Origin of the sequence: Klebsiella sp. GB_Kp047 (assembly GCF_040065235.1) — a bacterium.
Classification (GTDB): domain Bacteria; phylum Pseudomonadota; class Gammaproteobacteria; order Enterobacterales; family Enterobacteriaceae; genus Klebsiella; species Klebsiella quasipneumoniae.
Genome location: NZ_JBEAJG010000008.1, coordinates 1 through 15,631, shown reverse-complemented (window position 1 = coordinate 15,631; position 15,631 = coordinate 1). Strand labels below are relative to the sequence as shown.

The window sequence follows — 15,631 nt, the reverse complement described above, 5'->3', positions numbered from 1 at the left end:
CTATTTTGCGCTGATTACCGTACACTGGGTGCTCTGGTCTGACTGAGGGCACCACCATGGCACTCCCCCGAATTACACAAAAAGAGATGACCGAGCGCGAACAGCGCGAATTGAAAACGCTGCTTGACCGCGCGCGCATTGCGCACGGCCGCCCGCTGAGCAATGCGGAAACAAACAGCGTGAAAAAGGAATATATCGATAAGCTGATGGCGCAGCGCGAAGCGGAAGCGAAGAAAGCCCGCCAGGTGAAAAAACAGCAGGCTTATAAGACGGATAAGGAAGCAACCTTTTCCTGGTCGGCGAATACGCCGACCCGCGGCAGGCGTTAGCGCCCTTTCTTTTTACGTCCCGGCTGGGTGAAACGTTTGCCGTTGCCAGCCGGGCGGCCTTTATCGTTGCTATTTTCCACCTTCACCACCGGGCGCTTGATCCCGGGGGTCGCCGCTTTGGCCTTCGGCTTCGCTTTCGGCTTCGCTTCGGAAGAGGAGTTTTCAATCAGCTTGAACAGGTCGATCAGCTCGTCATCGGTCAGATCGCGCCACTCACCCAACGGGATCCCCGTCAGGCTGACGTTCATAATCCGCGTACGCTCAAGCTTCGTCACTTCATAGCCAAAGTGCTCGCACATGCGACGGATCTGGCGGTTTAACCCCTGCACAAGGGTGATGCGGAAAACGGACGGCGCTTCTTTCTTTACCTTACATTTTTTGGTCACGGTCCCGAGAATCGGTACCCCCGCGCCCATGCCGCGAATGAACTCATCGGTCACCGGCTTATCGACCGTAACCAGATACTCTTTTTCATGGTCGTTGCCGGCACGCAGGATCTTATTCACCAGGTCGCCATGATTGGTGAGGAAAATCAGCCCCTGGGAGTCTTTATCCAGACGGCCGATAGGGAAGATACGCTTGCTGTGGTTGACGAAATCGACAATGTTGTCGCGCTCGCCGTCTTCTGTGGTGCTCACAATGCCGACCGGCTTATTCAGCGCAATCAGCACCAGATCATCCGCTTCGCGCGGCTCAATCAACCGTCCGTTAACTTTGACCAGGTCGCCAGGCTTCACCTGATCGCCAATCGTGGCGCGCTTGCCATTGATAAAGACGTTGCCTTGTTCAATAAAGCGGTCCGCTTCGCGACGCGAGCAGATGCCGCTTTCACTGATGTATTTGTTTAATCGGGTTGATGAGTCGGGCAGCATAGATTCTCCTGTAAAAGCGAAATATACCCTACCTTGTGGGCGAGAAAAAACCTGGATTGTATGATTCATTATCCAGAAGCTTCGTCGGGCTTGTGAACAGCATTCCGCTTACCTACATCATGCGCCATATCAGCGCGCCGGTATGGGGGCGATGCTAGAATTTCTGCTTCAATAATATTTTTAAAACAGGAAGAAAAGATGGAACTGCTGTTACTCAGTAACTCCACGCTGCCGGGAAAAGCCTGGCTGGAACACGCCCTGCCGCTGATTGCCGGTCGGGTCAAAGGGCGCCGTAAGGCGGTATTCATCCCCTTCGCTGGCGTGACGCAATCCTGGGATGATTACACGGCCAAAGTGGCTGCGGTTATGGCGCCCATGGCGGTCAGCGTAACCGGTATCCACAGCGTAGACGACCCTATCGCCGCCATTGAAAGCACCGAGATGGTGATCGTCGGCGGCGGGAACACCTTCCAGCTGTTGAAAGCGTGCCGCAGTCGCGGTCTGTTGGCGCCGATTGTCGATGTCGTCAAACGCGGGGCGCTGTATATCGGCTGGAGCGCAGGTTCAAACCTCGCCTGCCCGACCATTCGCACCACCAACGATATGCCGATTGTCGATCCGCAGGGATTTGATGCGCTGGGGCTGTTCCCGCTACAGATTAACCCGCACTTCACCAACGCGTTGCCGACCGGGCATCAGGGCGAAACCCGCGAACAGCGTATCCGCGAACTGCTGGTCGTGGCGCCGGAATTAACGGTGATTGGTTTGCCGGAAGGAAACTGGATCCAGGTCACCGATGGTCACGCGACGCTCGGCGGCCCGAACCCGACGCTGTTGTTCAAAGCGGGGGAAGAAGCGATAACCCTGCCTGCGGGCCACCGCTTCTGAGCCTGGGGGGCTAACGTTTCCCGGATAGCGGCGCATTGCGCCTTATCCGGGCTGCCTCAACGGGACGTCCAAACGCAAAACCCCGGTTAGCACAGCGCCGCCGGGGAATGGCTCAGTAGTCATCCCGTTCGTCGTCTTCATCCGGTTGCTCCATCACGCTGTAAGCCACCGAGCAGAACAGGCTGTTCAGGCGCTTCATATCCCCCAGCAGCGCCAGATGCAACGTACTGGTTTCGATACTCTGCACGTTCTGCTGATGCAGGCGGTCAACGTGCGCATGCGAGTAGCGGCGGTTAAGAATGCGGAACCGGTGTTTGCTGCGCCGCAGGCGACGGGCGCTCGGCACATCGCTGGAGAAGAAGACCGACATCGCCAACTGCAGATTGCTGAGCAGCAGATCGTACAGGGCGTCCAGCTCCTTTAACCCTTCCACCGAGAAGGCGCGACGCGCCGCCAGCGATTTATCGGCGATCTCGCTGCCCATCCGCTCGACGATATCGGAGGCCTGCTCGAGGTTTAACGACATCTCAATAATTTCCGCCCAGCGCCGGGACTCTTCTTCCGCCAGCTCATCCTTTGGCATTCGCGCCAGATAGAGCTTAATGGCGGTGTAGAGGACGTTGATATCGTCCGCCATGCGGCGCAGTTCTTTCTCCTGACGCGGTTCGCCATGCATCACCTTATGCAGGCTCTCCAGCATTTGCTCCATCGCGTCGCCAATGCGCAGCGTCTCGCGCGCGGCGTTGGCTAGCGCCAGCGCCGGGGTGTCCAGCGCCGACGGGTCAAGATGCTTGGGTTTGAGATGGTTATCCAGCTCGGGTTCATCGCGGATCATGCGCTGGCACAGCTTCGCCATCGGTCCGGCAAAAGGCACCATCGCGATGCAGCGCAGCAGGTTGTAAAAAACGTGGAAGTAGATAACCAGCTCGGACTCGGCCAACGGCAGCTTGTGCATCGCCGCGGCCAGCGGATGGACGAACGGCAGAATGATCAGGCTCCCCACCAGCTTAAACAGCAGGCTGCCCAGCGCCACCCGGCGCGCCGCCGCGTTCGCCGCGCTGTTGTTGAGCATCGCCAACAGCCCCGATCCCAGGTTGGCGCCAATCACCAGGCACAGCGCCACCGGGAAAGAGATCGCTCCCGCCGCGGTCAGCGTCGCGGTCAGCAGCACCGCCGCCAGGCTGGAGTAGCTAATGATCGCGAATACAGCGCCAATCAAGGCATCCAGCATGATATCCCCGGTCAGCGAGGCAAAAATCACCTGCACGCCGTTGGCCTGGGTAATGGGGTGGACGGCCTGCACAATCAGCTCCAGGGCCAACAGGATCAGCCCAAGGCCGATCCCCACTCGCCCCAGCTGCCCGGCGCGGGTCTGCTTGCGGCCGAGGAAGAAAATCACCCCGATAAATATCAACAACGGCGACAGCCACGACAGGTCGAAGGTCAGTACCCTCGCCATCAGCGCCGTCCCGACATCGGCGCCCAGCACCATCACCAGCGCCGGCGTGAGGCCCACTAAATCCTGGGCGACAAACGAGGTCACCAGCATGGTGGTGGCATTGCTGCTTTGTACCAGCGCAGTCACGCCAAGACCCGCGCAGAAGGCGAGCGGCTTTTTCTCTACGCTGCTACTGAGAACGGTACGTAGGCGAGCGCCATAGACGCGCATCACCCCGGTACGCACGATATGCGTGCCCCACACCAGCAGAGCGACCGCGGACAACAGGTGTAGCAGAGTTAACACGGAATCAGCTTCTCCTTATCGTTATAGGTGTTCCGACGTTCTGGAACCTATCTCAGTATAAGGGGTTAACCTCAATAAAGAGACAAGGCGCTCACAGAGCGCCTTGTTAGTTGTAAGGAAAGATGACGACTAGTCCGCATCATAGCCCAGATTAGGGGCTAACCAGCGCTCGACTTCCGCCGGGGTCATCCCTTTACGCCGCGCGTAGTCTTCGACCTGGTCGCGCTGGATCTGCGCCACGGCGAAGTACTTGCTGTCCGGATGGCTGAAATACCAGCCGGAAACCGATGCCCCCGGCCACATGGCGAACGATTCGGTAAGCTTCATGCCGGTATGGGCTTCGACGTCCAGCAACTGCCAGATGGTGCCTTTTTCAGTGTGCTCCGGACAGGCCGGATACCCCGGCGCCGGACGGATCCCCTGGTAATTCTCGCGAATAAGTTCCTCATTGCTGAGGTTCTCATTGGCCGCATACCCCCAGTAGACCTTGCGCACTTTCTCGTGCAGATACTCGGCGAAGGCTTCCGCCAGACGATCGGCGATGGCCTTGATCATGATCTTGTTATAGTCGTCATGCTGCGCTTCATAGGCCTCCGCCAGCGCGTCCTCTTCCAGGCCGCCGGTGACGGCGAAGGCGCCAATGTAGTCCGCTTTGCCGCTCAGCTTCGGCGCCACAAAGTCGGCGAGGCAGTAGTTGGCGAAGCCGACCTTCTCCGTCTGCTGGCGCAGGTGATGGCTCACCGTCAGCACGTGGGTGCGGGTTTCATCGCGATAGATTTCAATATCGTCGCCCACCCGGTTGGCCGGGAACAGGCCCACCACGCCGCGCGGGTTGAGGGTTTTCTCTGCGTTCAGTTTATCCAGCAGCTCGTTAGCGTCTTTGAACAGGCGCTGCGCCTCTTCCCCTACCACTTCATCTTCCAGAATGCGCGGATATTTACCCGCCAGCGACCAGGTCATAAAGAACGGCGTCCAGTCGATGTAATTGCGTAGCGTCTCGATACTGGCTTCCACCTCCTGAATCCCCAGGCGATGGGCCACCGGCGGCGTATAGCTCTCCCAGTCAAAGGCCAGATCGTTTTCCCGTGCGGCCGCCAGGGTCACCGGCGGGGTGCGCGGTTTTTTACGCCCATGCTGGATACGCACCGTTTCATACTCTTTGCGCGTGCGGGCGACAAACTCATCGCGCTGCGTATCCGAGAGCAGCGCAGCCACCACCCCGACGGTGCGCGAGGCGTTCTGTACGTAAACGGTCGGGCCGCTGTAGTTCTGCTCGATTTTCACCGCCGTATGCGCTTTCGAGGTGGTCGCGCCGCCTATCAGCAGCGGAATGGTAAAGCCCTGACGCTCCATCTCTTTCGCCACGTTAACCATCTCATCCAGCGATGGGGTAATCAGCCCGGAAAGGCCGATGAGATCCGCGTTTACCTCTTTGGCGGTTTTGAGAATTTTATCCGCCGGGACCATCACGCCAAGATCGATGATTTCGTAGTTATTACACTGCAGCACCACGCCGACGATGTTTTTGCCGATGTCATGAACGTCGCCTTTTACCGTGGCAATCACCATTTTGCCGTTACTGGAGCCCTGTTCTTTACTGGCTTCGATAAACGGCTCAAGGTAGGCCACCGCCTGTTTCATGACGCGAGCGGATTTCACCACCTGCGGCAGGAACATTTTGCCTTCGCCGAACAGATCGCCGACCACGTTCATGCCGTCCATCAGCGGCCCTTCGATCACCTCAATCGGGCGGGCAGCCTGCTGACGCGCTTCTTCGGTGTCCTGTTCGATAAATTCGGTAATGCCCTTCACCAGCGAATATTCGAGGCGTTTTTTCACCTCCCAGCTGCGCCACTCCGCCTGCTGGGCATTGGCGCCGTCGTCAACTTTACTGCCGCGATATTTTTCCGCCAGTTCGAGCAATCTTTCGGTGCTGTCATCGCGGCGGTTGAGGATCACGTCCTCCACCGCGTCGCGCAGCTCGCCCGGCAGGTCATCATAGATGGCCAGCTGACCGGCATTGACGATCCCCATATCCATGCCGTTGCGGATCGCATAGTAGAGGAATACGGCGTGGATCGCCTCACGAACCGGGTCATTGCCGCGGAAAGAGAAGGAGACGTTGGAGACCCCGCCGGAGATCAGCGCATGCGGCAGCTCGCGTTTGATGTCTTCGCAGGCGCCGATAAAGTCCTGGGCATAGTTATTGTGTTCTTCGATACCGGTCGCCACCGCAAAGATATTCGGGTCAAAGATAATATCTTCTGGCGGGAAGCCGACCTCTTCGGTGAGGATTTTGTAGGCGCGACGGCAAATCTCAATTTTACGTTCGCGGGTATCAGCCTGGCCCACTTCGTCAAAGGCCATCACCACTACCGCAGCGCCGTAGCGGCGAACCAGTTTCGCATGGTGGATAAAGGGTTCGACGCCCTCTTTCATCGAAATCGAGTTAACGATGCCTTTGCCCTGAATGCATTTCAGGCCTTTCTCAATAACTTCCCACTTGGAGGAGTCGATCATGATCGGCACGCGGGCAATGTCCGGCTCGCCGGCAATCAGGTTGAGGAAGCGCACCATCGCCGCTTCTGCGTCGAGCATCCCCTCGTCCATGTTGATATCGATAATCTGCGCGCCGCTTTCCACCTGCTGACGCGCGACGTCCAGCGCTTCGCTGTACTTCTCTTCTTTGATTAAGCGTTTAAATTTCGCCGAGCCGGTAACGTTGGTACGTTCGCCGACGTTAACGAACAGGCTGTCATCGCCGATATTGAGCGGCTCAAGGCCGGCGAGGCGGCAGGCCACCGCGATTTCCGGCAGCTGGCGCGGCGGCAGGCCCGCTACTGCCCGGCTCATGGCGGCGATATGCTCCGGGGTCGTACCGCAGCAGCCGCCGACGATATTAAGGAAACCGGCTTCCGCCCATTCGCGGATCTGCGCCGCCATGGTATCGGCATCCAGATCGTATTCGCCGAAGGCGTTGGGCAGGCCGGCGTTCGGGTGCGCGGTGACGTAGCATTCAGCGATGCGCGACAGCTCCTGGACGTACTGGCGCAGTTCGTCCGGCCCGAGGGCGCAGTTCAGACCAAACGATAAGGCTTCGGCGTGGCGCAGCGAGTTATAGAAAGCTTCGGTGGTCTGCCCGGAAAGCGTGCGGCCGGAGGCATCGGTAATGGTGCCGGAGATCATCAGCGGCAGGTCAACGCCCAGCGCCTCCAGCTCCTCTTTCACCGCATAGATGGCCGCTTTGGCATTCAGGGTATCAAATACCGTTTCAATCAGGATCAGATCCACGCCACCTTCCACCAGCGCCCGGGTGGACTCGCGATAGGCGGCCACCAGCTGGTCAAAGGTAATATTACGGAACGCCGGATCGTTCACATCAGGCGAAATGGAGGCGGTGCGGTTAGTTGGGCCAAGCACGCCCGCCACGTAGCGCGGTTTTTCCGGCGTGCGGGCCGTCCAGGCGTCGGCGCTGGCGCGGGCCAGCTTCGCCGCCGCATAGTTGATCTCTGCCGACAGGGATTCCATCTGGTAATCCGCCATCGCGATGGTTGTCGAGTTAAAGGTGTTGGTCTCAATGATATCCGCGCCGGCCTCGAAGTAGGCGTCGTGGATCTCGCGGATCACCTCGGGCTTGCTGAGCACCAGCAGGTCGTTGTTGCCTTTCAGGTCGCACGGCCAGTCAGCAAAGCGCTCACCGCGAAAGTCCTGCTCACTCAGACGATAGCCCTGGATCATGGTGCCCATGCCCCCATCCAGAACCAGAATACGTTCTTTTAACTGCTGATGCAGTTGCTCAACTTTGCTGCTCACACTTGCTCCCGACAACGCTCAACTCAGGCCAAATAGCCAACAAACCATACTGGCATAAACCACCGGAGCGGAAAAGACAACAACGGGCAATATGAGACATGTTCAGCTTCACTCCTCCGATGAGTCCGGTTGTGATTGCATTATCGCCAAATAAAACGAAAATTATTTCCACGATACAGAAAAAGGAGTCCGCGATGGCCACTACCCCCGTTCCCGCGAAACGCGGCAGAAAACCCGCGGCTGCCACCGCCCAGCAGGCTGGCGGTCAGGTTCAGTCGCTGACCCGCGGCCTGAAATTGCTCGAATGGATTGCCGAATCCCACAGCAGCGTCGCGCTGACCGAGCTGGCGCAGCAGGCGGGTCTGCCCAACTCAACCACTCACCGCCTGCTGACCACCATGCAGCAGCTGGGTTTCGTCCGCCAGGTCGGCGAGCTGGGCCACTGGGCCGTCGGCGCGCATGCCTTCGTGGTCGGCAGCAGCTTTCTGCAAAGCCGCAATCTGCTGGCGATTGTCCACCCGATCCTGCGCCAGCTGATGGAAGATTCCGGTGAAACGGTGAATCTGGCAGTGCTTGACCAGAGCGACCACCAGGCGATCATTATCGACCAGGTGCAGTGCACCCAGCTGATGCGGATGTCGGCGCCGATCGGCGGAAAACTGCCGATGCACGCCTCCGGCGCCGGGAAGGCGTTCCTCTCGCAGCTGAGCGAAGAGCAGGTTACCAGCCTCCTGCACCGTAAAGGGCTACATGCCTATACGCATGCCACGCTGGTCTCGCCGCTGCATCTGAAGGAAGATTTAGCGCAGACCCGCAAGCGGGGCTACTCGTTCGATGACGAGGAGCACGCGCTCGGCCTCCGCTGCGTCGCCGCCTGCATTTATGATGAACACCGCGAACCGTTCGCGGCAATCTCCATCTCCGGCCCCATCTCACGCATGACCGATGACCGGGTGACCGAGCTGGGCGCGCTGGTGATCAAAGCGGCGAAGGAAGTGACGCTGGCATACGGCGGGGTTAAATAAAAAAATGCCCCACCGGGGCATTTTAAGTAGGCCTGATAAGCGTAGCGCCATCAGGCAGATCGGCGCACCTTGCCGGATGGCGGCGTAAACGCCTTATCCGGCCTACTGTCGGCGCCATAGCGCACGCTAAAACGCTGCTTGCGCCGGTAGGCGTAGACATCTTCCACATGGCCGTTTTTAATCCGCGTCTGCAGTTCGCGCCAGTAGTCGGCGCGCAGCAGGTCGGCATGCATCTCCTCAAACAGCGGCCCAATGCGCGGGTCGGCACACAGCCAGTGGCGGAACTCCTCCGGGAACACATCCCCCGGCGAGACGCTGTACCACGGCTCGCTGGCCAGTTCATCCTCGGGATAGCGCGGCGGTGGGATCTGGCGAAAATTCACTTCCGTCATATAGCAGATTTCGTCATAGTCGTAGAACACCACCCGGCCGTGGCGGGTGACGCCGAAGTTTTTAAACAGCATATCACCGGGAAAGATGTTGGCGGCGGCCAGCTGGCGGATAGCATTCCCATACTCTTCTACCGCATCGCGTAGCGCCTGGCCGTTAACCTGCTCCAGCCACAGGTTGAGCGGCACCATTCGCCGTTCAATATACAGATGACTGATGACAATCCGGTCGCCGAGGTCGGTCAGTTTGTTCCCCGCCTCCGCCTGCAGCAGCGCCAGCAGCGCCGGCGCGATTTGTCGTTTCTCCAGCACGAAATTTTCAAACTCCTGCGTGTCCGCCATCCGCCCGACGCGGTCATGCTCCTTTACCAGCTGATAGCAGGCGCGCACGTGGGCGGCGGTCATCTCTTTCTGCGGCGCGAAGCGGTCTTTGATCACCTTAAACACCCGGTCAAACCCCGGCAGGGTAAACACCAGCATCACCATCCCGCGAATGCCCGGCGCCTCAATAAACTGCTCATCGCAGCGAGCGATGTAGTGCAGATATTCACGATAGCTTTCGGTTTTGGCGTGCTTCTGGCAGCCAATCGCCATATACAGCTCGGCCGTGGTTTTCCCCGGCAGGATCTCGCGCAGCCATTCCACCAGGGCGCCGGGCAGTGGCGCATAAACCATAAAATAGGAACGCGCGAAGCCAAACACGATACTCGCTTCGGCATGGGTGGTCAGGCAGGTATCGACAAACAGCTCGCCCTCGTCGCTGCGATGGATCGGCAGCAAAAAGGGCAGCGTGGTCATCGGCATCACCAGTTTGCCCACCAGCCAGGCGGCTTTATTACGATAGAACAGCTCATTGGCGACCTGCAGATGACAGGTGGCGAGCAGTTCCTCCCCCAGCGCCTCCTGCAGACTGGCAATGATATAGCCGATATCCCGCGCTTTATTTTGCCACGGCAGCCGCAGCGGCAGATCGGACAGCACTTTACCCAGCAGGTGCGGCCAGCCGCGATCGGCAAAAAAATCTTTCGCCAGCGGTCGCGGAAGGGTGCGAAAAGGACGCTCGGGCTGCGAGCTGAAAATAAAGAGCCGCTCGGGGGTCAGCGAGCGGTGGTCAAACAGGCGGCAGTAGACCGAATTGAAAAAGCTCTCGGCAATTTCAAAACGAGGGTAATCCGGCAGCAAACGGGTGTAGTGGGCTTTCACCCGCAGCAAAAAGTCGGCATCCGTGCTCTTTCCTTCCGTGATGCAGCGCAGCTGCTCCACCACCAGACCCACATGGTGGTCATAGAGGTGGATCCGCTGTTTCATCGCCTGCTGCACCGCATGCCAGTCGGCCTGTTCAAAGCGCTGCTGCGCGCCGGAAGTCACTTCGAGAAAACGCCCATACTGAGCGTCAAATCCCTGCAATATCGTTTGGGCAATCAGTAATTCCAGACCACGCGTCATCGAACTCCCCCATCCGGCACCACGTCAGGCCGGATGGCGCGCTCGCTTATCCGGCCTGGATCCCTTCACAGGCCCGGTTAGCGTCGTGCCACCGGGCATGGCTCAAAACTGATCTTCTTCGGTCGAGCCGGTCAGCGCCGTCACCGACGAGGCACCGCCCTGGATAATGGTGGTGACCTTGTCGAAGTAGCCGGTACCCACCTCCTGCTGATGCGAGACGAAGGTATAGCCTTCCGGCCCGGCGGCGAATTCCGGCTGCTGCACTTTTTCAACATAATGGCGCATCCCCTCACCCTGAGCGTAAGCATGGGCGAGGTCGAACATGTTGAACCACATGCTGTGGATCCCGGCGAGGGTAATAAACTGGTACTTGTATCCCATGTCCGACAGCTGCTGCTGGAAGCTGGCGATGGTTTTATCATCGAGATTTTTCTTCCAGTTAAACGACGGCGAGCAGTTATAGGCCAGCAGTTTGCCCGGGAAACGCGCATGAATGGCTTCAGCAAAGCGACGCGCCTGCTCAAGATCCGGTTTCGACGTTTCACACCACACCAGGTCCGCATACGGCGCATAGGCCAGCCCGCGGCTGATCGCCTGCTCGATCCCGGCATGGGTGCGGAAGAACCCTTCGCTGGTGCGATCCCCGGTAATAAACTCACGATCGTACGGATCGCAGTCTGAGGTAATTAAATCGGCAGCGTCAGCATCGGTACGGGCGATCACCAGCGTCGGGACCCCCATCACGTCAGCCGCCAGACGCGCCGCCACCAGTTTCTGTATCGCTTCCTGGGTCGGGACCAGCACTTTACCGCCCATATGACCGCACTTCTTCACCGACGCCAGCTGATCTTCGAAGTGAACAGCCGCTGCACCGGCTTCAATCATCGATTTCATCAGCTCGAAGGCATTAAGGACGCCGCCAAAACCGGCTTCCGCATCCGCCACGATCGGCAGGAAATAGTCGATAAAGCGCGGATCGTTCGGCTCGATCCCGGCTGACCATTGGATCTGATCGGCGCGGCGGAAGGTATTGTTGATCCGATCCACCACCGCCGGTACCGAGTTGGCCGGGTACAGCGATTGATCCGGATACATGCTGGACGCCAGGTTAGCATCCGCCGCCACCTGCCAGCCGGAGAGATAAATGGCTTCGATGCCGGCCTTCGCCTGCTGCAAGGCCTGGCCGCCGGTCAGCGCGCCAAGGCTGTTGATGTACCCTTTCTTTGCTTCACCGTGCAGCAGACGCCACATTTTCGCCGCGCCAAGCTGCGCCAGCGTGCATTCCGGGTTCACCGAGCCGCGTAATTTCACCACCTCTTCCGCGCTGTACGGGCGGGTAATCCCTTCCCAGCGCGGGTTCGTCCACTCTTTGTTTAATTCTTCGATTTGTTGGGTACGGGTTTTCATGTGCAGATGCTCCATATAATTTCCTGGCTCTCCAGGCGCATTGGTGAAGGACTAAATGGCGAACCACACCATCTGGCGATTAGGCCAGCAGGCGGTAGCCCGGTAATGTCAGAAAATCAATCAGTTCATCAGAGGTGGTGATCTGCTCCATCAGCCGCGCCGCATCGTCAAAGCGGCCATGGCTGAAGCGGTGCTCTCCCAGCTCTTCCTGAATCACCATCAGCTCTTCCGCCAGCCACTGGCGGAACAGCGCTTTTGTGACCGGCGTGCCGTCGTTCAGGGTTTTCTGATGATGGATCCACTGCCAGATAGAGGTGCGCGAGATCTCAGCTGTCGCGGCGTCTTCCATCAGGCCATAAATCGGTACGCAGCCGTTGCCGGAGATCCAGGCTTCGATGTACTGCACCGCCACGCGAATGTTGGCGCGCATCCCGGCTTCCGTGCGCTCGCCCTCGCAGGGGGCCAGCAGCTGTTCGGCGGTAATGGGCGCGTCCTCGCTACGGGTCACCGAGAGCTGATTCGGCTTGTCGCCGAGCACGCGGTTAAACACCGCCATGGCGGTATCCGCCAGCCCAGGATGGGCGATCCAGGTGCCATCGTGACCGTTGTTCGCCTCCAGCTCTTTGTCGGCGGTGACTTTATTCAGCACCTGACGGTTACGCTCGACATCTTTGCTCGGGATAAAGGCCGCCATCCCGCCCATCGCAAACGCCCCGCGTTTGTGGCAGGTCTTAATCAACAACCGTGAGTAGGCGCTAAGGAAGGGTTTATCCATCGTCACCACCTGGCGGTCCGGCAGTACGCGGTCCGGATGGTTTTTCAGCGTCTTGATATAGCTGAAGATATAGTCCCAGCGGCCGCAATTCAGGCCGACAATATGGTCGCGAAGCGCATGCAGGATCTCATCCATCTGGAACACCGCCGGCAGTGTTTCAATCAGCAGCGTGGCCTTGATAGTGCCGCGCGGCAAATCAAAGCGATCTTCAGTAAAGCTGAAGACATCGTTCCACCATGCCGCCTCTTGCCAGGCCTGGGTTTTTGGCAGATAGAAGTAGGGACCACTTCCTTTCGCCAGCAGCGCCTGGTAGTTATGAAAGAAATAGAGCGCAAAATCGAAAAGACTGCCGGGGATGGCCTCATTACGCCAGGTCACATGCTTTTCCGGCAGGTGCAGACCGCGCACACGGCATACCAGCACAGCGGGATTGGGCTGCAGTTGATAGATTTTGCCAGCCTCATTGGTGTAGCTGATGGTCCCGTTCACGGCATCGCGTAGGTTGATCTGACCATCAATGACTTTACGCCAGTCAGGCGCCAGCGAATCCTCAAAGTCCGCCATAAAGACTTTTACGTTAGCGTTCAACGCGTTAATGACCATCTTGCGCTCGACGGGGCCGGTAATTTCAACGCGGCGATCCTGCAAATCCGCCGGGATACCACGAATGGTCCAGTCGCTATTTCTAATGGAAGCAGTTTCCGAAATAAAATCCGGCAGCTGTCCATCGTCAATAGCCTGCTGCTGCTGCAGACGCGCGGCCAGCAGTTTATTGCGCGCCGGCGTAAAGCGGCTCACCAGTTCCGTCAGAAATTCTACCGCCTCAGGCGTTAAGATTTGCTTCTCCTGCTCGCCATAGGGCTGACTAAAGGCCAGTTCATCGGTGATTGTCGCCTGCTGCGTCATTGTGCTGCTCCTCTTGGTTGATCCGCTGGAAGCGAGCGAAAGATCGTTGTGCAGTTTTCGCTCAGCACAATTAAGACTACTCAATTAATTTTCAAAATCAAAAACAATTTCCATTTTAATTTTAAAATGACATTAACATATTGATAACAATGGAATTAAAGTTATCATCAGCTGTGAGGTGAATTTCGGAAATAAAAAAGGCACCCGAAGGCGCCAGAGGCAAAGTGCTGAAACGCTTTAGGATCGTTTCGTGCGGAGTATTACTCCAGCGTTGGATTCATATGCCGCAGATCGTATGGTGTAATTTGGTAGACGTAATAGTTCAGCCAGTTAGCGAACAGCAGATTACCGTGGCTGCGCCAGGTAGCGCGCGGTTTGTTCTGCGGGTCGTTTTGCGGAAAATAGTTGTGGGGAACCTCAGGGTTCAAACCGGCTTCCACATCGCGGAAATATTCACTTGCCAGGGTATTGGCATCGTACTCGGGGTGGCCGGTGACAAAGGCGATACGCTTATCTTTACTGGCGAACAGATACGCATCGCCCTCTTCTGTCTCCGCGAGGATCTCGAGATCGGTATAGTCACGGATAAGCCCTGCCGGAAAGTCAGCATAGCGTGAGTGTGGGGCGAGGAAAGAGTCGTCGAAACCGCGGGTCAGTAAGGCGTGTGGGTGTAGAATATGGTGTTCATAGACGCCAGAAATCTTTTCGGCACGGGTTTGCTTGGGAATGCCGTACAGAATATTCAGCGCGGCCTGCACCGCCCAACAGACGAACAGCGTCGAAGTGACGTGATCCTTGGCCCACTCCAGCACCTGTTTGATCTGCGGCCAGTAAGCGACATCATTAAATTCAACCAGGCCTAAAGGAGCGCCGGTGACGATCAAGCCGTCAAAGTTCTGATCGCAGATCTCATCGAAATTGCAGTAAAAGTTATTCAGATGCTCCGCCGGCGTATTACGTGACTCACGTGCATCGATGCGTAATAACTGGATGTCCACCTGCAGCGGAGAGTTCGACAGCAGACGCAGGAACTGATTCTCCGTCTCGATTTTCTTCGGCATCAGGTTGAGGATTAACACCTTCAGGGGGCGGATTTCCTGAGTTGTTGCACGCGTTGTCGTCATTACAAAGACGTTTTCATTGCGCAAGAAATTGACGGCTGGTAGCTCGTCCTGCACCCGAATTGGCATAACTCTATTACCTCATAGCATACGTATAAACGTTTAGACATCCAGATAGCTGAAGATAACCAGGAATCGGGTGAATGTCGAGTCTGCATGTTCACGGTGAGAAAATTTCACGGCGCGCATTGAGTTAGAATATAAGAATGAAGAAAAGGAGAAAATATGGTTATTAGCATCCGCCGTTCCCGGCCTGATGAAGGGGATAAACTGATTGCGATCTGGTGTCGGTCGGTCGACGCCACCCACGACTTTCTGTCAAAAGCGTATCGAAAGGAGCTGGAGGAGATGGTACGCGCATTTTTACCGGAGGCTCCGCTGTGGGTGGCGGTTAACACGGAGGACCAGCCGATCGCCTTTATGCTACTGACCGGAGATCATATGGATGCGCTGTTCGTCGATCCAGATGTCCGCGGCTGCGGCGTGGGGAGATTGCTGATTGAGCATGCGCTGTCGTTAACGCCGAAGCTGACGACCAACGTAAATGAGCAGAATGAACAAGCGGTCGGGTTTTATCAGAGAATGGGTTTTAGGGTGACAGGGCGGTCTGAAACGGACGATCTGGGGCAACCGTATCCGTTATTGAATTTGATACATGAGCAGCAGGCTGAAGCAGACTAAGATTGACGTCGCAACTGCTAACACTTAGACAGGAGCCTCTCCGGAGACGGTGCTGCGCACCTTGTCCGGGCTACGGATCGTGTAGCCCCGGTAAGCGCAGCGCCACCGGGGAGGCATGCCGGCACCCTCCCCGGATGACACAAACGCAAAAAAGCCCAGTCTTTCGACTGGGCTTTCTGCTTTATTTGATGCCTGGCAGTTCCCTACTCTCACATGGGGAGACCCCACACTACCA

The 15,631-nt window shown here is 57.6% G+C and carries 11 protein-coding genes; 4 read left to right on the top strand and 7 right to left on the bottom strand.

All coding sequences use genetic code 11. From position 1 onward, the window contains the following. Window positions 1-56: 56 nt before the first annotated feature. The gene (locus ABLV76_RS05885; RefSeq protein ID WP_004177859.1) at window positions 57-329 is read left to right on the top strand and encodes a DUF3811 domain-containing protein; all 273 of its coding nucleotides are present in this window, start codon (window positions 57-59) and stop codon (window positions 327-329) included. Here the strand turns inward: ABLV76_RS05885 and rluF are convergent. Continuing rightward, window positions 326-1,201, bottom strand: coding sequence for a 23S rRNA pseudouridine(2604) synthase RluF (gene rluF, locus ABLV76_RS05880; protein WP_325926727.1), 876 nt, complete (start codon window positions 1,199-1,201; stop codon window positions 326-328). The two genes, ABLV76_RS05885 and rluF, sit on opposite strands and share 4 nt — an antisense overlap. Window positions 1,202-1,399: 198 nt before the next feature. Between rluF and pepE the strand changes: the two genes are divergently transcribed. Beyond that, entirely contained in the window at window positions 1,400-2,089 is a 690-nt protein-coding gene (gene pepE, locus ABLV76_RS05875) for a dipeptidase PepE (RefSeq protein WP_064187830.1), read from the top strand. Between the two features lie 112 nt (window positions 2,090-2,201). Here the strand turns inward: pepE and ABLV76_RS05870 are convergent, their stop codons facing one another. Then, window positions 2,202-3,833: a Na/Pi cotransporter family protein gene (locus ABLV76_RS05870; protein WP_004206824.1), complete on the bottom strand. Its 1,632-nt coding sequence runs from the start codon at window positions 3,831-3,833 to the stop codon at window positions 2,202-2,204. A 129-nt stretch (window positions 3,834-3,962) separates the two neighbouring features. After that, complete coding sequence (metH, locus tag ABLV76_RS05865) at window positions 3,963-7,646, bottom strand: methionine synthase (RefSeq protein WP_348878226.1); 3,684 nt, start codon at window positions 7,644-7,646, stop codon at window positions 3,963-3,965. A gap of 194 nt (window positions 7,647-7,840) precedes the next feature. Here metH and iclR point away from each other — a divergent pair, with 194 nt between their 5' ends. After that, a complete protein-coding gene (gene iclR / locus ABLV76_RS05860) occupies window positions 7,841-8,671 on the top strand; it encodes a glyoxylate bypass operon transcriptional repressor IclR (RefSeq protein ID WP_004206826.1) in 831 nt (276 codons plus the stop codon). 50 nt (window positions 8,672-8,721) lie between these two features. Here iclR and aceK read toward each other — a convergent pair whose 3' ends face one another. The 4 genes from aceK to metA form a co-directional block, all read right to left on the bottom strand. Further along, window positions 8,722-10,506, bottom strand: a complete 1,785-nt coding sequence (gene aceK, locus ABLV76_RS05855; RefSeq protein WP_004206827.1) for a bifunctional isocitrate dehydrogenase kinase/phosphatase — start codon at window positions 10,504-10,506, stop codon at window positions 8,722-8,724. Between the two features lie 102 nt (window positions 10,507-10,608). Continuing rightward, on the bottom strand, window positions 10,609-11,913 hold the full coding sequence (gene aceA / locus ABLV76_RS05850) for an isocitrate lyase (protein ID WP_004206828.1): 1,305 nt from the start codon (window positions 11,911-11,913) through the stop codon (window positions 10,609-10,611). Between the two features lie 79 nt (window positions 11,914-11,992). Beyond that, the gene (gene aceB, locus ABLV76_RS05845; protein ID WP_032456808.1) at window positions 11,993-13,594 is read right to left on the bottom strand and encodes a malate synthase A; all 1,602 of its coding nucleotides are present in this window, start codon (window positions 13,592-13,594) and stop codon (window positions 11,993-11,995) included. Window positions 13,595-13,854: 260 nt separating this feature from the next. Continuing rightward, complete coding sequence (metA, locus tag ABLV76_RS05840) at window positions 13,855-14,784, bottom strand: homoserine O-succinyltransferase (RefSeq protein ID WP_004206830.1); 930 nt, start codon at window positions 14,782-14,784, stop codon at window positions 13,855-13,857. A gap of 156 nt (window positions 14,785-14,940) precedes the next feature. Between metA and ABLV76_RS05835 the strand changes: the two genes are divergently transcribed. Next, on the top strand, window positions 14,941-15,396 hold the full coding sequence (locus tag ABLV76_RS05835) for an acetyltransferase (protein WP_004206832.1): 456 nt from the start codon (window positions 14,941-14,943) through the stop codon (window positions 15,394-15,396). The last annotated feature ends 235 nt before the right edge of the window (window positions 15,397-15,631 follow it).